At 71.6% G+C, this 18,137-nt stretch carries 17 protein-coding genes; 8 read left to right on the plus strand and 9 right to left on the minus strand.

Annotation, left to right across the window (positions count from 1 at the left end):
* Nucleotides 1-70: 70 nt before the first annotated feature.
* From L3078_RS35395 to L3078_RS35415, 5 genes are all read left to right on the plus strand, one after another.
* Nucleotides 71-1,315 (plus strand): hypothetical protein, encoded by a 1,245-nt coding sequence (locus tag L3078_RS35395; RefSeq protein ID WP_239760587.1) that lies wholly within the window; start codon nucleotides 71-73, stop codon nucleotides 1,313-1,315.
* 323 nt (nucleotides 1,316-1,638) lie between these two features.
* Nucleotides 1,639-2,817 (plus strand): MFS transporter, encoded by a 1,179-nt coding sequence (locus L3078_RS35400; RefSeq protein WP_392312327.1) that lies wholly within the window; start codon nucleotides 1,639-1,641, stop codon nucleotides 2,815-2,817.
* Nucleotides 2,818-2,878: 61 nt separating this feature from the next.
* A complete protein-coding gene (locus L3078_RS35405; RefSeq protein WP_239758004.1) occupies nucleotides 2,879-4,657 on the plus strand; it encodes a glycoside hydrolase family 35 protein in 1,779 nt (592 codons plus the stop codon).
* Nucleotides 4,657-7,047 carry a beta-galactosidase gene (locus tag L3078_RS35410; protein WP_239758005.1) on the plus strand — a complete coding sequence of 797 codons (2,391 nt, stop codon included), beginning with the start codon at nucleotides 4,657-4,659 and terminating at the stop codon, nucleotides 7,045-7,047. The genes L3078_RS35405 and L3078_RS35410 overlap by 1 nt, the downstream gene beginning before the upstream one ends.
* A 380-nt stretch (nucleotides 7,048-7,427) precedes the next feature.
* Nucleotides 7,428-8,522, plus strand: a complete 1,095-nt coding sequence (locus tag L3078_RS35415) for a LacI family DNA-binding transcriptional regulator (RefSeq protein ID WP_239758006.1) — start codon at nucleotides 7,428-7,430, stop codon at nucleotides 8,520-8,522.
* A 165-nt stretch (nucleotides 8,523-8,687) separates the two neighbouring features.
* Here L3078_RS35415 and L3078_RS35420 read toward each other — a convergent pair whose 3' ends face one another.
* The 3 genes from L3078_RS35420 to L3078_RS35430 form a co-directional block, all read right to left on the minus strand.
* Nucleotides 8,688-9,503: an SAM-dependent methyltransferase gene (locus tag L3078_RS35420; RefSeq protein ID WP_239758007.1), complete on the minus strand. Its 816-nt coding sequence runs from the start codon at nucleotides 9,501-9,503 to the stop codon at nucleotides 8,688-8,690.
* A gap of 138 nt (nucleotides 9,504-9,641) precedes the next feature.
* Nucleotides 9,642-9,902 carry a DUF397 domain-containing protein gene (locus L3078_RS35425; RefSeq protein ID WP_239760588.1) on the minus strand — a complete coding sequence of 87 codons (261 nt, stop codon included), beginning with the start codon at nucleotides 9,900-9,902 and terminating at the stop codon, nucleotides 9,642-9,644.
* Between the two features lie 13 nt (nucleotides 9,903-9,915).
* Nucleotides 9,916-10,791: a helix-turn-helix domain-containing protein gene (locus tag L3078_RS35430; protein ID WP_239758008.1), complete on the minus strand. Its 876-nt coding sequence runs from the start codon at nucleotides 10,789-10,791 to the stop codon at nucleotides 9,916-9,918.
* A 474-nt stretch (nucleotides 10,792-11,265) separates the two neighbouring features.
* Between L3078_RS35430 and L3078_RS35435 the strand changes: the two genes are divergently transcribed.
* Complete coding sequence (locus L3078_RS35435; RefSeq protein WP_239758009.1) at nucleotides 11,266-11,724, plus strand: ATP-binding protein; 459 nt, start codon at nucleotides 11,266-11,268, stop codon at nucleotides 11,722-11,724.
* 152 nt (nucleotides 11,725-11,876) lie between these two features.
* Nucleotides 11,877-12,788 (plus strand): adenosine kinase, encoded by a 912-nt coding sequence (locus L3078_RS35440; protein WP_239758010.1) that lies wholly within the window; start codon nucleotides 11,877-11,879, stop codon nucleotides 12,786-12,788.
* A 4-nt stretch (nucleotides 12,789-12,792) separates the two neighbouring features.
* Here the strand turns inward: L3078_RS35440 and L3078_RS35445 are convergent, their stop codons facing one another.
* The 3 genes from L3078_RS35445 to L3078_RS35455 all read right to left on the minus strand — a co-directional run bounded on the left by L3078_RS35445 (nucleotide 12,793) and on the right by L3078_RS35455 (nucleotide 14,253).
* Entirely contained in the window at nucleotides 12,793-13,395 is a 603-nt protein-coding gene (locus tag L3078_RS35445) for a GTP-binding protein (RefSeq protein WP_239758011.1), read from the minus strand.
* 44 nt (nucleotides 13,396-13,439) lie between these two features.
* The gene (locus L3078_RS35450; protein WP_033529372.1) at nucleotides 13,440-13,868 is read right to left on the minus strand and encodes a roadblock/LC7 domain-containing protein; all 429 of its coding nucleotides are present in this window, start codon (nucleotides 13,866-13,868) and stop codon (nucleotides 13,440-13,442) included.
* A gap of 73 nt (nucleotides 13,869-13,941) precedes the next feature.
* Complete coding sequence (locus tag L3078_RS35455) at nucleotides 13,942-14,253, minus strand: hypothetical protein (protein WP_239758012.1); 312 nt, start codon at nucleotides 14,251-14,253, stop codon at nucleotides 13,942-13,944.
* A gap of 842 nt (nucleotides 14,254-15,095) precedes the next feature.
* On the opposite strand from L3078_RS35455, the gene L3078_RS35465 reads away from it, so the two are divergent.
* A complete protein-coding gene (locus L3078_RS35465) occupies nucleotides 15,096-16,337 on the plus strand; it encodes an acyl-CoA dehydrogenase family protein (protein ID WP_239758013.1) in 1,242 nt (413 codons plus the stop codon).
* A 225-nt stretch (nucleotides 16,338-16,562) separates the two neighbouring features.
* On the opposite strand, the gene L3078_RS35470 is transcribed toward L3078_RS35465, so the two are convergent.
* From L3078_RS35470 to L3078_RS35480, 3 genes are read right to left on the minus strand one after another with little or no spacing between them, the layout of a single operon-like run.
* A complete protein-coding gene (locus tag L3078_RS35470; protein WP_086803821.1) occupies nucleotides 16,563-17,147 on the minus strand; it encodes a GAF domain-containing protein in 585 nt (194 codons plus the stop codon).
* A 37-nt stretch (nucleotides 17,148-17,184) separates the two neighbouring features.
* Nucleotides 17,185-17,787, minus strand: coding sequence for a GTP-binding protein (locus L3078_RS35475; RefSeq protein ID WP_239758014.1), 603 nt, complete (start codon nucleotides 17,785-17,787; stop codon nucleotides 17,185-17,187).
* Nucleotides 17,765-18,133 (minus strand): DUF742 domain-containing protein, encoded by a 369-nt coding sequence (locus L3078_RS35480; protein ID WP_045559822.1) that lies wholly within the window; start codon nucleotides 18,131-18,133, stop codon nucleotides 17,765-17,767. The genes L3078_RS35475 and L3078_RS35480 overlap by 23 nt, the downstream gene beginning before the upstream one ends.
* Between the last annotated feature and the right edge of the window lie 4 nt (nucleotides 18,134-18,137).

The raw sequence follows: 18,137 nt of genomic DNA on the forward strand, positions 1-18,137 counted from the left end.
ACGCATCGCCGACCGCAGAGCCGCAGCCCCCGCACCGACCGCGACACCCCTCACGCCCCCCACCCCCACCATGTCCACCACCCCCACGACCTCCACCACCCGTCCGACCCCCCGCCATACCCGCGCCCGCACCCGCGCCCTCGTCACCGCCGCCTGTGCCACCGCCCTGCTCACCGGTGCCGCCGCGTTGACCGCCCCCGCCGCCCCCGCCGGCCCGGCCGCGGAACTGGCCGCGGCGCCGGTCGCCGCCGAGGCGGGGGCCGCGGCGTGCGGCGAGGGCGCGTACCAGGCGGAGGCCGTGCTCAGCGGCAGCACCTGGACCGCCCGGCGCGGCAGCACGGTCACGTACACCGGAACCGACATGCGCGCGGCGATGCAGGCCGCCGTCAACAGCCTCACCGCCGGGCGGACCTCGAAGGAACGCGTCGTCGTGCGCGGTTCCGGCTCCATCGGCGCGGGCTCCCGGGTCTCGCTGCCGAGCTACACCGTGCTCGACGTGTGCGGCACGATCAACGTCACCGGCACCGGCTCCGGCGACCAGGCGCCGGTGTACTCCCGGGGCACCCGTGACATCGAGGTCCAGCACCTCAACCTCACCGGCACCCCGCTGTACGGGATCTTCCTGCGCAACGTCCAGAACGTCGTCCTCGGCCAGCTCGACATGCGTCTGACGCGCGGGCTCGGCGTCCGGATCGACAACCGGGGCGACACCAGCCAGTGGACGCGCAACGTCAGGATCGACAACGTGTACGTGTCCGGGGCGAGCAGTCACGCGGTCGAGACGTACGGCGTCGACGGGCTCACCGTGGGCACGGTGACCGCCCGCAACGTGGGCGAGTCCGGACTGCTCCTCAACCAGACGATCAACGCCACGGTCACCAAGGTCGACGCGGACGGCGCGGGCGCCGGCACCGGCTACGCGGCCTTCCGCATGGCCAACCGCAACGGCCGTGTGGGCAGCGCCTATCCGACCAACATCCGGGTCGGCGAGGTGATCGCGCGCGGCGGCGGACGCGGCGTCTTCTGTGTCTCCGAGAGCGGCGGCGCGGTCATCGACCGGATCAACCTCACCAACACGGGCAACAACGCGATCCTGATCGAGAACTGCTACAACGTGAACCTGGCGGCCCAGAGCGGCACGGTCTCCGGCGGTGGTGAGATCCGGCTCGCGGCGCGGTCGGAATTCGCCAACAACCGGGACATCACCGTCCAGAACCTGACGGTCACCAACTCGTCCATCAGGGAGAGCCCCTGCGGCGAGAACACCACCTTCCGCAACAACCGCCTGGTCAACAGCTCCCAGACCATCTGCTGACCGGCCCCACCACAGGGCGCGCCCGGCACCCGCTCCCGGGCGCGCCCGCCCCTGCGCTCCCGGCGCGACCGCCCCCGGCTCGGGCCCGACCCTGCGCCGTCCCTCGCCCCCTTCGCGCCGGGCCGACGCTCTCCGCGCCACGCTCCCTCCGGCTGACGCCGCACCCGCACCGCTCGGTCACCCAGGCCTGCGGGCAACCTTGACGGCGGTGATGTTACCGGTAACACTGCGAGTGGCCCAGTCACGGAGAGGCGGAGTTCCGCGTGCCCGACACACCTACCGCGCAAGAGGTGAAGCACAGCCGACCCGCCCCGGGGGCACGGGTGTTCAGCCCCGCAGCCGTGGTCGCGTCCTGCGTCGGCTTCGTCCTCATCGGCGTGCTGCAGGCGCTGTACGGCCCCGCCATCCCCGCCCTCCGCGACACCTACGACCTCTCGCCGTCGGCCGCCGGGCTGGGACTGAGCGCCCACTTCACCGGCGGTGTCGCCGGGGTGCTGCTCTTCGACCGGCTCTACGGGCGGATGGGCAACCGGCGGATCCTCGGCACCTCCTACCTGCTGATGGCCCTCGGCGCGGCGGGCTTCGCGTTCGCCCCGAGCTGGCCCGCCGGACTGGCCGCCGCCCTGCTCGCCGGACTCGGGTTCGGCGGTATCGACTACGGCCTCAACCAGCTCTTCGCCGTCGGCTTCGGCCACCGCTCGACCGCCATGCTGAACATCCTCAACGCTCACTTCGGCATCGGCGCGATCCTGGGCCCCGCCCTGGTCGCCGCCGTAGGCGCCGAGCACTACCCCGCGCTCTTCCTCGCCTTCGCCGCCGCCAACCTGCCCCTGCTGTTCTGCCTGCGGGGCGTACGCGACCAGGTGCCCCAGTCGGCCTCCGCCGTGACCGCCGCGACCGGCGTTTCGGACTCGGCGGCGGCGTCGAACGGCTCGGTGCTCGGCCGCAGCCTGGGCTCGGTGCTCGGGGTGTTCGTCACCCTCTACGTGCTGCACGTCGGCATCGAGGCGGGCGTCGGCGGCTGGGAGCCCACCCACCTGGAGACGGTCGGATACGGCGCCGGGGCCGCCGCGACCGCCACCTCCGTGTACTGGCTGATGATGACGATCGGCCGTTTCCTGGTCGCCCCCATCGCGCTGCGCCACTCCGCACAGACGATCATCACCGTCTCCTGCGCCGGTATGACCGTCTGCCTGCTGCTGGCCTCGGTACCGTCGCTCGCCCCGTACGCCTACGCCGGCGTGGGCCTGTTCATCGCGCCGATCTTCCCCACCGGTCTGCCCTGGCTGAACGCGGCCGCACCCCGGGCCCGCCGCGCCGGAGCGCTCGTCATCGCCGCCTCCATGATCGGCGGGGTGGCGGCGGGTCCGGCGCTCGGCAAGGCCATCGAGTGGTCCGGCGTGCGCGCGGTCCCGCTGCTGCTCGGCGCGGTCTCGGCCGTCTGTCTGGCGGCCACCCTGTGGCTCATCCGGGCCACCCGCTCCACCCCCGGTTCCCCGTAGCCCCCGTCGCCTCCCACCCGTCCCGCCCCTCCCCGCACTTTCCAGCCGAAGGGAAACAGCCTTGCGCTCGCCCGCTCTGACCACGACGTCCGACGGTTTCCTCCTGCACGGTGAGCCGTTCCGGATCATCTCCGGCGCGATGCACTACTTCCGCATCCACCCCGACCTGTGGGCCGACCGACTGCGCAAGGCCCGGCTGATGGGCCTCAACACCGTGGAGACGTACGTCCCCTGGAACCTCCACCAGCCCGACCCCGACAGCGACCTCGTCCTCGACGGACTGCTGGACCTGCCCCGCTACCTGAGCCTCGCCCGCGCCGAGGGCCTGCACGTCCTGCTGCGCCCCGGCCCGTACATCTGCGCCGAGTGGGACGGCGGCGGCCTGCCCTCCTGGCTCACCTCGGACGCCGACATCCGGCTGCGCTCCAGCGACCCCCGCTTCACCGACGCCCTCGACCGCTACTTCGACATCCTGCTGCCCCCGCTGCTGCCGTACATGGCCGCGAACGACGGTCCGGTCATCGCCGTCCAGGTCGAGAACGAGTACGGGGCGTACGGCGACGACACCGCGTACCTCAAGCACGTGCACCAGGCGTTCCGGTCGCGCGGCGTCGAGGAACTGCTCTTCACCTGCGACCAGGCCGGCTCGGCCCACCACCTGGCCGCCGGGAGCCTGCCCGGCGTCCTGTCCACCGCCACCTTCGGCGGCAGGATCGACGAGAACCTGAAGGCACTGCGGGCCCACATGCCCGAAGGACCGCTGATGTGCTCGGAGTTCTGGATCGGCTGGTTCGACCACTGGGGCGAGGAGCACCACGTGCGCGATGTGGAGAGCGCCGCCGCCGACCTCGACACGCTGCTGGCCGCCGGGGCCTCCGTCAACATCTACATGTTCCACGGCGGCACCAACTTCGGCTTCACCAACGGCGCCAACCACGACCAGTGCTACGCCCCGATCGTCACGTCCTACGACTACGACGCCGCCCTCACCGAGTCCGGCGACCCGGGCCCCAAGTACCACGCCTTCCGCGAGGTGATCGCCCGCCACGCCCCGGTCCCGGACGAGCCCGTCCCGGCGCCCGCGCCCAGACTCTCCGGCATCACCGTGGAGCTGGACCGCCGGGCGCCCCTGCTGCCCTACGCGACCGCCCTCTCCGGCGCCGCCGTGGCGCGCAGCGAACACCCGCTCACCATGGAGGAGTTCGGCCAGCGCTCCGGCTACGCCCTCTACCGCACCACCCTCCCCGAGGCGGGTGACGGTCTGCTGCACTTCAGCGGCGGGGTCGGTGACCGCGCCCAGGTCTTCGTGGACGGCGCCCCCGTCGGCGTACTGGAACGCGAACGCCACGACGAGACGCTGCCGCTGCGCGTGCCGCGCCCCGGCGCCACGCTCGACGTGCTGGTCGAGAACATGGGCGGCGTGAACTACGGCCCCCGCATCGGCGCCGCCAAGGGCCTCCTCGGCCCGGTCACCTTCAACGGCACCGCCCTGCTCGGCTGGGACACCCACCGCCTCCCGCTGGCCGACCTGTCCACGGTCCCCTTCGCCCCCGCCGACGCGACCCCGGTCACCGTCCCGGCCTTCCACCACGGCACCTTCGAGGTCGACACCCCCGCCGACACCTTCCTGTCGCTGCCCGGCTGGACCAAGGGCCAGGCCTGGATCAACGGCTTCCACCTCGGCCGCTACTGGAATCGTGGCCCCCAGCGCACCCTGTACGTCCCCGGTCCCGTCCTGCGCGCCGGCGCCAACGAGCTGGTGCTGCTGGAGCTCAACGCCACGACCAGCGCGCGCGTGGAGTTCACGGACACGCCCGACCTGGGCCCGGTGAAGCCCTGATGGCGCGGCCGCACCGCGTGCGCCTCCGGGGGCCCGTCGAGCCTGAACGCCGAGGCCGTCTGCCGTTCGCCGACGCCCCCGGCGTGTCCGACCCCATCGAGGTCGGCAGCCGTCTGCTCACGCGGGGCGGCCGCCCCTGGTTCCCCGTCTCCGGGGAGTTCCACTACTCCCGCTACCCGGCGGGGGAGTGGGAGGAGGAACTGCTGAAGATGAAGGCGGGCGGGGTGACGGTCGTCGCCGCGTACGTCATCTGGATCCACCACGAGGAGACCGAGGGCCGCGTCCGCTTCGACGGCGACCGCGATCTGCGCCGGTTCGCCGAACTCTGCGCCCGGCACGGCCTGGACTTCATCCCCCGCATCGGGCCCTGGGTGCACGCCGAGGTCCGCAACGGGGGCCTGCCCGACTGGGTCCTGGCTCGCACGGAAGCCCCACGCACCGACGACCCGGCCTACCTCGCCCCCGTACGCCGCTGGTACACCGCGATCGCCGAGCAGCTCCGGGGCCTGGACCGAGCCGGCGGCGGCCCGATCGTCGCGATCCAGATCGAGAACGAGCTGTACGACCAGCCGGACCATCTGCTCACCCTGAAACGCATGGCCCAGGAGGCGGGTCTGTCGGCACCGCTGTGGACGTCGACCGCCTGGGGCGGGGTGCGGCTGCCGCCGGACGAACTCCTCCCTCTCTACGGCGGCTACCCCGAGACCTTCTGGACCGAGGCGGACGGCGGCTGGCCCGACACCTGCCGCAAGCACTTCTTCTTCACCCACCAGCGGGACGACGAGGGCATCGGCGCGGACCTCCGTCCGACCACGGTGCGGGGCGGTGACCCGGAGGAGCTGTCGGACCGATTTCCCTGGGCGACCTGCGAGTTGGGCGGGGGCATGGCGGTGGCGTACCACCGTCGGCCGCGCGTCGACGCCGCCGATGTCGGAGCCCTCGGCCTCACCAAGATCGGCTGCGGTTCGGTGTGGCAGGGCTACTACATGTTCCACGGCGGCACCAACCCGCCGGGCGACCTCACCCCCCTCCAGGAGTCCCACGCCACCGGCTACCCCAACGACCTCCCCCGCCTCACCTACGACTTCCAGGCCCCCCTCGGCGAGTACGGCCAGTACCGCCCCTCCTACGACGAACTCCGCCTCCAGCACCTGCTGTTGGCCGACTTCGGCGGGCTGATCGCCCCGATGGAGTCGGTCCTGCCCGAGCGGCTGCCGACGGGCCAGCACGACCGGGAGACGCTGCGCTGGGCGGTCCGCGCCGACGACCGCTCGGGCTTCCTCTTCGTCAACAACCACCAGCCGCACGAGCCGCTGCCGGACCGCCCGGACACGTCGTTCGAGGTGCAGTTCCCCGGGGACGGGCCGGTGCTGACGTTGCCGAGCGTGCCTGTCACGATCCCCCAAGGGGCCTATTTCTGCTGGCCGTTGCGGCTGGAGGTGGCCGGGCTGCGGCTCGACTGGGCCACCGCGCAGCCCGTCTGCACGGTCGACGACGGACACGGCCGGACGATCCTGGTCCTGGCCGCGACCGACGGCGTCGCCCCCGAACTCGCCCTGGACCTGCGCACCGTGACGACCGTGTCCGCGCCGTCGGACGCCGAGGTCACGACGGCGGGCGACCGTGCCCTGGTGACGGCGCTGCGCCCCGGCACGGACGCCCTGGTCGAGGTCGACACCGCCGACGGCCGCCGGGTCGGTGTGCTGGTCCTGGACGCGGCGACGGCCCGTGGCGCCTATCGGGGGCCCGCGTGGGGCGCCGAGCGGTTGATCCTGTCGGCGGACGGCGGAGTGGTCTTCGACGCCCACGCGGACGAGGTACGCCTCCACAGCGCGGCCGGAGAACCGTCGTTCGCCGTCCTGCCGGCGCCGCGCCGTGCTCCGGTGGTGACCGGGGCGTCGGTGAAGGAGGCGGAGGACGGGGTGTTCGTGCGCTACACGGTGGTCGCGGGGGACGACGGGCGGTCGGGGGACGACGTACTGCCGGTCACCCTGGTGCGGCCCGCGGGCGAGGCGCCTTCGGTCACCACGGGCGTCATGGGCCGGGCGAGCGTACCGGCCGACGGGTGCTTCGACTCGGCGGCCGCGGAGTACCGCGTCGCGCTGCCGGACGGTCCGCCTCCCGGGACCCTGCTGCGGCTGCACTGGAGCGGTGACGTGGCCCGTGCGTATGTGGGGGAGCGGCTGGTCGCCGATCAGTTCTACTCGGGGCGGGTGTGGGAGATCGGGCTCGACCGGTTGCCGGTGGGGGAGCTGCGGGTGCGGGTGCTGCCCCTCGCTGGTGGGGCGCCGGTGTATGTGCCCGGCCGGGTGGGTGACGCGGCGATCCCGGCGGAGCTGCTGCGCGCGGAGTGCGCCACGGTCCGATCCTGGCCCCTCCGCCCAGGCTGACCCCACGCTTCCTCGCCCCCGCCGCCCCTACCCGTCCCATCCCCAGGGGCTGCGCCCCTTCGACCCCGCTCGGTCGTCCGTCGGCTGCGGGCCGGTGGGGCTTCTCGCGCAGTTCCCCGCGCCCCTGAAAGGCCTACGGCCTTTCGGCCCGAAAAGCACGGGGCGCAGCCCCTGCTTTTCAGGGGCGCGGGGAACTGCGCGACCAGCCCCCACCGGACGGACGTGTGGGGGTCGAAGGGGCGCAGCCCCTTGAGGATGGGACGGGTAGGGGCGGCGGGGGCGAAGAAGGGGCCGGACCTATCCTGTGGCCCCGAACCGACGCACCCACCCCATCCCCACTCCGCACCGAAAACCCCGAACCCCGTCGAAAAGGATGCCGCATGCCCCGAAGCACCACGGCCGGCGGCGCGGGCGGGCGTGAGCCCGGCGAACCCGTCCGCACCCGCAGCCGTCGGAACTTCGCCGGTTCCCGGCCGGTGATGGACGACGTCGCCCGTCTCGCCGGTGTCTCCAAGCAGACCGTCTCCCGCGTCCTCAACGACAACCCGGCGGTCCGACCGGAGACCCGTGAGGCCGTGCTGGAGGCCATGCGGACGCTCGGCTACCGTCCCAGCCGCAGCGCCCGCTCCCTGGCCAGCGGCCGCACCCGCATGCTCGGCGTGATCTCCTTCGACGCGGCCCGCTACGGCCCCGCCTCCACCCTCACCGCGATCAACACGGCAGCCCAGACGGCGGGTTACCTCGTCAGCTCCATCGCCCTCGACACGGCCGACCGGGACACCGTCGTCCAGGCGGTGGACCGGCTGTCGGCGGAGGGCGCGGACGGGATCATCGCCATCGCCCCCCAGCGCCCGGTCGCCACCGCGCTCGCGCGGACCCGCCCGGACACCCCGATGGTGATGCTGGACAACGGCCTCGGCGACGGCACCCCCGTGGTCTCCTCGGACTTCACGGCGGGCGCCCGGCTCGCGACCGGGCATCTGCTGGACCTCGGCCACCCCACCGTCTGGCACATCGCGGGCCCCACCGGCTGGACCTCCGCCGACATGCGCGCCGCGAGCTGGCGCGAGACCCTGCGGGACGCCGGCGCGCCCGTCCACGAACCTCTCGTCGGGGACTGGAGCGCCGACTCCGGCTACGACGTGGGCCGGCGGCTCGCGGCCCGCTCGGACGTCACCGCCGTGTTCGTCTCCAACGACCAGATGGCGCTCGGTCTGCTGCGCGCCCTGCACGAGGCGGGACGCCGGGTGCCGGACGACGTGAGCGTGGTCGGCTACGACGACATCCCGGAGGCGGCGCATCTGCTGCCGCCGCTGACGACGATCCGTACGGACTTCCCCGAGATCGGCAGACGGGCGTTGCGGCTGCTGCTGACGCAGTTGGACGACCCGGAGGAGGGCGGCGAGGCGTTGGAGAGGGACCCCGTCATCCCGGTCGAGCTGATCGTTCGTGACAGTACGGGGACGGCGAGGTAGGTTCCGGGCGCCTACGGGGCTGCCAGGGAGGGTTTTCGGGCGACTGCGGGTTCGGTGGGGGCTGGTCGCGCAGTTCCCCACGCCCCTGAGGGGCCCTGACGGGCCCCAGACGGTCGCGCCCCCGGCCCGGCGTCGAGAGCAGGGCCAGGGGCACGCCGTCCTAGCTCACGGCTTTCTCGCGATCGCCCCGTACATCGCGATGTCCTCGTCACGGATGTTCTGCTCGCCCGTGCCGTCCGGGTGCCACTTGTGGACCTGGACGATGCCCGGCTCGACGAGTTCCAGGCCCTCGAAGAACTCGTGGGCCTCGTCGATCGTGCGCAGCCGCATCGGCATGTCGCGGGCCGCGTACTCGCGAGCGACCCGGCCCACCTCCTCGGGGGCGAACTCGGCGGTGCCGATGGTCATCGCCAGATAGCTGCCCGAGGGGAGGGGTTCGAGGAGCCGGCGGACGATGCCGACCGCGTCGTCCTCGTCCAGCACGAAGTGGACGATCGCTATCACCGTGAGCGCGACCGGCTCGCTCAGGTCGAGGGTGTCCCGGAACTCGGGGGAGCCGAGGACGGTCTCCGGGTCCTGGAAGTCCGCCTCGATGTACGCGGTCCTGCCCTCGGGGGTGCTGGCCAGTAACCCCTGGGAGAGGGTGAGGACGATCGGGTCGTTGTCCACGTAGACGACCCGGGACTCGGGGGCCACCGACTGGGCTATCTCGTGGAGGTTGGGGGAGGTGGGGATGCCGGTTCCGATGTCGAGGAACTGGCGCATGCCCGCCTTCTCGGCGAGCCAGCGCACCGCGCGGTTCATCCAGTCGCGGTTGGCGCGCATGTGGACCGGCAGCGCCGGCCACTCGTGCGCCATCGCGTCACCGGCCTCCTTGTCGGCCGGGTAATAGTCCTTGCCGCCGAGGATGTAGTCGTAGATACGCGCGGAGTGCGCGTGCTCGGTGTCGATCCGGTCGGCCGGCCATCCGTTGTCGGGCAACGCCGTCCCTCCCATCAAATGGTTCTGTCAGGTGCACGATCGGGCAGGGACCAGGGGTTCGGCAAGCGACGAGAACCCCGGGTCCACAAACAGCAGGTGGTGCGTCAACGAGGCGTGGCAGCAAGCAGGTTGAGAGGTTCAGAGCAGAAAGTCGGCCTCGCCCGCCTTCACGCCGGCCAGGAAGGTGGTCATCTCACGGGGGGTGAAGAGCAGCGCCGGGCCGTCCGGGTCGGTCGACTGCCGTACGGCGACCCGGCCGTCGGCGAGCTTCTTCACCTCGACGCAGGCGCCGCCCGCGTCGTCGCTCCACGGCCGGTGCCAGTCCTGGGCGCCGAGGTCGCGGGCGGGCATGCCGTTGCGGATGTCGTGGTGTACTCCGTGGGTCGTTCCCTTGGACATGTGGTGGTGCACGTCAGAGCTCCTTGCGTAGCGCGCCGAGGAGGGCCTCGGTCTTGCGGGCGGGCGCCGACTGGGCGCCCAGCCGGTCCAGGGCCTCGCGGTAGACGACGACGTCGTCCTGCTTGTCGAGGTACACCGCGCCCACCAGACCGCTGAGGTAGACGATGTCGGGCAACTCGGGGGCCCTGAACCGGAAGAGGTGGAACGCACCGGCCCGCATCGCGGGATGCGGACCGTTCTGGAACGGCATGATCTGGACCGTGACATGCGGCAGCCGGTTCAGCTCGATCAGATGGTCGACCTGGGCGCGCATCACGTCCGGTCCGCCGACCGGCCATCTGAGCACCGTCTCGTCCATCACCACCCACAGCCGGGGCGGCTGCGGGCGGGTGAGGAGTTCCTGGCGGCGCATCCGCAGCGCCACCCGCCGCTCGGTGTCCTCCGTCGCCGCGTGCGGGTTGCCGGCGCCGAGCAGGGCACGGGCGTACTCCTCGGTCTGGAGCAGGCCGTGCACGAACTGCGCCTCGTACGCGCGGATCTGGAGCGCCGCCTGCTCCAGGCTGAGGTAGGCGGCGAACCAGTCGGGCAGGACGTCGCGGTAGGTGTGCCACCAACCGCGCTTGTTGGCCTCGCGGACCGACGCCAGGAAGGTCTCGATCTCCTGCTGGTCCCGTACGCCGTAGACCTGGAGCAGTTTTTCGACATCCGGCAGGCGCAACCGGGCGACCTTGGCGGCCTCCAGACGGCGGATCGTGGAATGGCTGACACCGATCGCCTCACCCGCCTGCTCGAACGTGAGCCCGGCGCGCGTGCGCAACTCCTCCAGCTGTCTGCCGAGGATCATGCGCAGGACGGAGGGGGCGCCGCCCCAGTCCGTTTCCGCGGTCACGCCCACCACCCCTCACGCCGAGCCACAGAGGTCATGTCGATCTGGATTACGGGTCCTGAGCGCTTTCGTTCAAGGAATGCGCGTTGTTGTGCGAGTCGCTTCGAGTGCGCAGTCTGACACGATCTTGGCTCGAACGGTGGCAGCACGCGACCCACAAATTGCAAATTTCAACTTGCTGGTTGCGAGGTGTTGTTCGCGGATGCCACAGTGGACGTACCGTCACGGCCCCGGCGAACACTGGGGCCGCGCGGCCAGGTTGGGGGAGATGTGGCCGCAACTCAGCGCTGTTCGAGGCGAGTTGCCCAAGCTCGCGGCGAGTGGCGAGGCGGCCGTGGCACCGGCACCCCACCGGTGCGAAGGGCCAACGAAAGGCATACGGCGATGGCTCCGCCCACCCTCCCCCAGTCCCCGGACCGGTTAGCCCCGACCATGTACCCACTCGGCACAGAGGCGTACGAACCCCACAGAGCGGGCGTGTTCGGACTGCCCGCGGTGCCCGCCTCCGCGGGCGAGGCGCGCAGAACCGTGCGCGAGCTGCTCGACGAGTGGGAGGTGCGTCCGGAGACCCGTGAGGACGCGCTCCTGATCACGTCCGAGCTGTTCACCAACGCGCTGACCCACACGGACAGCGAGTGGATCGTGTGCCGACTGCACTTCACCGGCCGCCGCCTCCGGATCGAGGTGGAGGACCAGAACAGCGGTCACGCACAGCCTGCCCGGCGTCGTCCGGGCCCCGACGACCAGAACGGGCGTGGGCTCATGCTGGTCGGCATGCTCAGCAGCGACTGGGGGGTGCGCGACACCCCACAACGGTCCGGTCGTGTCGTCTGGGCAGAACTGCCGTCGGAGGGCCGGGAAACCGCCGAGCCCGCCCCTCCGACGGCTCCGCACGAGAGCGGAGGGTTTCCCGTGACCGACCCGTCCTGGACGTAGACGCTCCGGTCGGAACACGGCGCCTGCTCCGGTTGTCTGTCGGCCGCGGGCATGTCGTGGCTGGCCGCGCAGGTCCCCGCGCCCCTTCGGGACGCGGCGGCGCACCGGACGTACGCTGCCCCCACAGTCAGCCCGTTCCCGTGGGAGGCAGCGTGCGCAGCGAGTCCGAGATCGACGTCCTCGTGCTGGGCGGGGCGGGCGTCGACACCATCGTCTACGTCCCCGAACTGCCGCTCCCGTTCGCCGACAGCCATCTGGTGCCGGCCATCGAGACCCGGGCCGGACAGACCGGCGACTTCATGGCCGTCGCCACGCATGCGCTCGGCCTGCGGACGCACCACTTCGACCTGCTCGGCGACGACCACGAGGGAGACCTGGTCCGCGCGCTCCACCGCGACCGGGGCATCCCGCTCACCGAGGCGCCGCTGCCCGGCGGCACCCGGCGCGCGGTGAACCTGGTCGGCCCCGACGGGCGCCGCTGCTCGCTCTACGACGGCAGCCGGAGCCAGGAGGTGGACGAGCTGCCCCCGGACACGGTCCGCGCGCTGGCCGGGGTCAGCCGGCACGTCCATGTCTCCATCAGCCAGCCGTGCGCGGCCTCGCTGCCGCTGCTGCGCGAGCTGGAGGTCACCGTCTCGACCGATCTGCACGACTGGGACGGCGTCAACCCGTACCACGAGCCGTTCGCCCTCGCCGCCGACCTGGTCTTCCTGTCGGCAGCCGGGCTCTCCGACCCGGAGAAGACCATGCGCCGGATCGCCGAGCGGGGCCGGGCCCGGACCGTCGTCGCCACGGACGGGGAGCGGGGCGCGTACCACCTCGTCGACGGCGAGCTGAGTCATGTGCCGCCGGTGGCCCCGCCGACCCCGGTCGTGGACTCCAACGGGGCGGGCGACGCCTTCGCGGCGGGCTATCTCTTCGGCAGGCTCACCGGTGAACCACCGCGTCGGTGCGCGCTCTTCGGCGCCATCGCGGGCGCGTACGCCTGCACCGTCCCCTCGACCCGCACCGACGCGATCGGACGCACCGAACTGCTGGCCACCGCCGAGGAGTTGACTCCCTGACTCCTCAGCCCGGGCGGAGACCCGCCGCCACCAGGCGGGCCTCCATCCTGCGGCGGGCCGCGCCGAGCACCGCCAGCAGTAGTTCCTTGCTGGAGTGGCGCTGCCGTACGTCGCAGAGGAGGATCGGGACCTCGGGCGACAGGTCGAGCGCCTGGCGGACCTGCTCGGCGTCCACCTCACGCTTGCCGTCGAAGCAGTTGACGCCGACCGCGAAGGGGATGTCGCGGGACTCGAAGAAGTCGACCGCGGGGAAACAGGCGTCGAGCTTGCGGGTGTCGGCGAGGACCACGGCCCCGAGGGCGCCGCTGCACAGGTCGTCCCACATGAACCAGAACCGGTCCTGTCCCGGCGTGCCGAAGAGGTACAGCACCAGCTCGGGCGAGAACGTGATCCGGCCGAAGTCCAGGGCGACGGTGGTGGAGACCTTCTTCTCGACGCCCCTGAGGTCGTCCACGCGTCTGCCGGCCGGGGTGATGTGCTCCTCGGTGGCCAGCGGGGTCACCTCGCTCACCGAGCCGACCATCGTGGTCTTGCCGACGCCGAAACCGCCCGCGATGAGGATCTTCAGGGCGGTGGGTACGACCGGCCCGGAGCTGACGGACACCATCCATCACCCTTTCGACGAGTTCCAGGCCCGGCCGCCGGCCCGGCTCACGCGTCCTGCACGTAGCCGGACGGGGTTTCCGAACGGGGCGCCGCGCTCAGGTACTTGCCGACCTGTTTGACCAAGGTGCCCATCTCGAACGCCATCATGCCGACGTCGACCTCCTCGGAGGCGATCGCCGCGAGCCGCGCGCCCCGCCCCGCGGCGGTGACGAAGAGGAACGCCCGCTCCATCTGGATGACGGTCTGCTGGACCTCACCGCCCTGGAAATGACGGGCCACGCCCCTGGCCAGACTGTGCATGCCCGAGCCGACGGCCGACAGATGCTCCGCGTCGTCGAACCGGATGTCCTTCGACTTGCCGATGAGAAGGCCGTCCCCGGAGAGCACGATGGCGCAGTGGATCTCGGGTATGCGTTCCACGAGCCCGTCCAGCAGCCAGTCCAGTTGGGGACCGGGTCGTTCCTGCTCTGTCATGTCGTGCGTGTTCCTCACGGTCGGTCGGCGCCAGGGGCGGCGCCGGGTCGTCGGGGCGCCGGGGCAGCGCCCGTCAGGCGGCCTCGGGACCTGGTCGGGGTGCCGGTCGGCCGTCGGTGCTGTGCGTGCTGCGGGTGCCGTCGGCGTCGTGGGCGCCATCGGGTTCGGCGAGCCGGGCCCGTGCCGAGCCCCGCTGGATCGCCACCATGACGCGGGCCAGGTCGTCGGGGCGGAGCGTGTCCTCGGTGTCGTCGTCGGCCGCCGGGGCGGCGTCGGCCGCGTTCTCGCGGAGCCGTGGCGCGGGCGGGGCGCTGCGGGCCCGCCGGGGCAGACCCCGGGGGAGGGACGCGGCGCCGGTCTCGGTGCGGGGCGTGTCACCGCTCATCGGGGCCACCGGCTCGTACCGCGTGGGGTGCCGGTGGGGGTCCCGCCACGCGACTCGGTCCGAGCGCGGGGGAGGGTGCCTGGCATCTGATTCCTCGTACGACAGTGAACGTCCGACGGCGGTGGGGGTGCGCCCGCGTGCCGCCCGGCATCCCCTGTGCCCGGCTTGACGCACCGTCGGCGGAAGTCGGCGGGCGGACGGAACGGTATCAGGACACGAGCCCCGTCGTCAGCACCTGCCGGGCCTCGACCCGCTCCCGGGCCCCGGCGCAACTCGCCACCGGGCGGGAGTACTTGGCACCCGGGCCGGGAGGGTGTCGCGGTGCCGGTGCCGGGGGTGGTGGAGCGGAAGGTCCGGCGGAGGAGCGGAAGATTCCGGAGGCTCAGGAAAAGCTGACTTGTCGACACAGCGGCCTCGCAGGATCGGCACCCTCCGGCCACATCCGACTTCGGGGCGGGTGGCTTGAAATTTATGGCTACCTGCTCAAACCTGCACGCGGGGCTCCGCAGTTTGGTATTTGGCGGTGCACAGCGCGAAGAAACGTGCGTCGTACGGCGTTTGGCAGGTCGTCAGGTCCGTCGCCGCTCTGTTCCGAGTTGAGGCAGTCGCGCAAGTTCGGCTCGGAAAGTATCAAAATGTGGACAACATCGTACTCGTATCTCACATTTTGGCTCATATTTCAACTGTCAATGTTTCGGCCAAACCCCCTAAACGATCTTGGCGTAAGAGGTTGATTTGTAGACCATGTTCCACGTGGGTCAGACTTCCGAACCGGAACCACGATCCGACGCACAGCCACCGCGTCTCCCCCGGGCGCGGGGAAACGCCTAGAAGGGCTTGGCGTGGAACACGTCTTCACAACCCAGGATCACGAAGATCTACGGCAGCGCGTACGCGAGTTCGCCGAGCGGGTGGTACGCCCCCTGATACCCGAGATGGAGGCCTCCCGCACCGCACTGGTGGGGCTCTCCCGTCTGATCGCCCAACAGGGCTGGATCGGCGCCACGATCGACCCGGCCTACGGCGGCATGGGCGCGGGCCATCTCGCCAAGACCATCATCATCGAGGAACTGTCCCGGGTGAGCGGCGCGATGGGGGCCATGGTCCAGGCCTCCCAACTCGGCGTCGCCAAGATCATCCACTTCGGCGACGACAGCCAGAAACGGTACTGGCTGCCGAGGATCGCCGCGGGAGAGGTGCTGCCCACGATCGCTGTCACCGAGCCGGGGTCGGGGGGCCATGTGGCCGGCATGGAGAGCAGCGCGGTACGGGACGGCGACGACTACGTCCTCAACGGCCGCAAGGTCTTCGTCGGCAACAGCCATGTGGGCGACGTGCACGGCGTCGTGGTCCGCACCGGGCCGGGCTCCAAGGGCATGACCGCCTTCCTCGTCGAGTCCGACCGCCCCGGCTTCTCCCTCGCGCCCCAGGTGCCCTCCATGGGCCTGCACGGGTTCAGCTTCGGGGAACTCATCTTCGACAACTGCCGGGTGCCGGCCGCCAACCGGCTCGGTGAGGAGGGCGAGGGGCTGGCCGTCGCCTACTCCTCGTCGGTGCTCTACGGCCGCCTCAACCTGACCGCGGTGTCCCTGGGCATCCACCAGGCGGTGTTCGAGGAGACCGCCCGGTACTGCGGGGAGACCGAGCGCTACGGCAAGCCGCTCGGGCACCTGCCCAACATCAAGATCGAGCTGGGGCGGATGCTGCAGCGCCTCACCCTCGCCCGGCAGAGCGCCTATCTCGCCGCGCACCTGCTGGACAACGGGCGGCCCTGCGACGTCGAGTTGATGTCCGCGAAGCTCTACAACGTCGAGGCGTCCATCGAGTCGGCCCAGGAGTCCGTCAAGATGCACGCCGCCTGCGGCCTGTTCACCGACCGCCCCGTGGAGCGCTACCTGCGCGACGCCTTCCACATCTACGCGCCCGCCGGCACCTCCGAGATCCAGGGCCTCAGGCTGGGCGAGTTCGCACTCGGCGAGAACAAGGGCGAATGGTCCGAACGGCTCTCCGAACTGGTCCGCACCCCGCAGGTCGAGCAGCGGCAGCCGGAACCGGAACCGGTCCCGGTCGGGGAACTGGTCTGAGGCCCGGCACCCGCGCCCCGCACGGGGCGCGGGGGGCTGTCCCGAGGCGCGGCACCGCCGCGTGCGCGCGACCGGCCCCCACCGGCCCGCGGGGCCGTCACAGCGCCCCCGGGGACGGGGAACGCAGAGAACCGCGGACACGACGACGTGTCCGCGGCTTTCGTGTTCCGGGTGCCCGGTGGCCCGCTTCCCTCGACCGTGACGGACAGGCGGCGCCCGTCGGCCTCAGTGACCGGTGGCGATGGCCTGGATCCGGTCGGACATCTCCTGGGCCATGTGCTTGATGATCTCCAGCCGCTGCCGCCCCCACGTACGGGAGTCGGTGTCGACGACGCAGATCGTGCCGAGGTTCATGCCGCCCAGCGCGTCGACGAGCGGCGCGCCCATGTAGGAGCGGATGCCGATCTCGTCGACGACCGGATTGCCCGCGAACCGCGGGTAGTCGCAGACGTCGTCGAGCACCAGGGCCGCCGTCCGCTTGACGGTGTGCGGGCAGAAGCCGTGGTCCAGGCGCATCTCCCGGCTCATCGACGTCTCGGCGGCCTGCCCCTGCGCGATGTTCACGGGCCCGGCGTCCGGCGTGTAGAGCCCGGCGAAGAACTGACGCCTGTCGTCGACGAAGTTGACCATCGCGTACGGCGCGTCCAGCTCCAGGGCCAGCCGCCGCGCGAACGCGTCGAACTCGGCCCGGGGGGTGTCGGCGAGCCCCAACTGGGCGAGCCTCGCGGCACGCTGCGGCGCCCCCGGGTCCTCGGGGGTGAGGAGCAGGCGGTCGAGCGGTGGCTCATAGGCGGAATAGGGGCTGTTCATCAGAACTCCGTTCGAGATCGGCCGAGTTGAGCTGATGTCAACGCAGCGCGGGCGGCTGGTGCGAAGCCACGGGTGGGGTCATGCCGAGCAGATGCTGCACGAGTTCGACGAGCACGCCCGTGCCGGAGCTGCAGTGCCGGGCGTCGCAGAACACGATCGGTGCGTTGGACTTCAGGCCGATGGCGTCACGTACCTCTTCGAGGGAGTACTGGTAGGCGCCGTCGAACTCGTTCACCCCCACGACGAACGGGATGCCGCGCACCTCGAAGAAGTCCACCGCGGGGAAGCACGCGTCGAGCCGGCGGGTGTCGGCGAGCACCACCGCGCCCAGCGCCCCGTCGGAGAGCTCGTCCCACATGAACCAGAACCGTTCCTGTCCGGGGGTGCCGAACAGGTACAGGACGTGGTCCGAGCCGAGGGTGATCCGGCCGAAGTCCAGGGCCACGGTGGTGGTGGCCTTCTCCTCGATCCCGGCGAGGCTGTCCGTGCCGGCGCTGGCCGTGGTGATGACCTCCTCGGTGCTCAGCGGCGCGATCTCGCTGACCGCCCCCACGAAGGTCGTCTTGCCGACCCCGAATCCGCCCGCCACGAGGATCTTCAGGGCGGTCGGGAAGGGGTCAGAGTCGTGCGCGTAGGCCATCGAGCACCGCCTCCAGAACTTCTCGGTTGGCGGCGGAGGCCGCCTCTACGGCACGGGGCGCCCGTGCCGTGAGCGCCTCGTGCTGCACCAGGTCGGACAACAGGACTTTGGTGACCGCGATCGGCAGGTTCATCCGCGCGGCCACCTCGACCACCGGCACCGGCCTGACGCACAGCCCGAGCACCATGTCGTGGTCGGGGCCGAGGTCGGCGAGCGGCCGGATGCCGGTGGCCATCACCAGGGTGAGCAGGTCGAAGGATGTCGAGGGTCGAGTGCGCCCGTTGCTGACGGTGAACGGCCGGACTAAGCGGCCGGCCTCCTCGTCCAGGAACAGCTCGTCCGTCATCGCG

This window comes from Streptomyces deccanensis (assembly GCF_022385335.1).
Taxonomy (GTDB): Bacteria; Actinomycetota; Actinomycetes; order Streptomycetales; family Streptomycetaceae; genus Streptomyces; species Streptomyces deccanensis.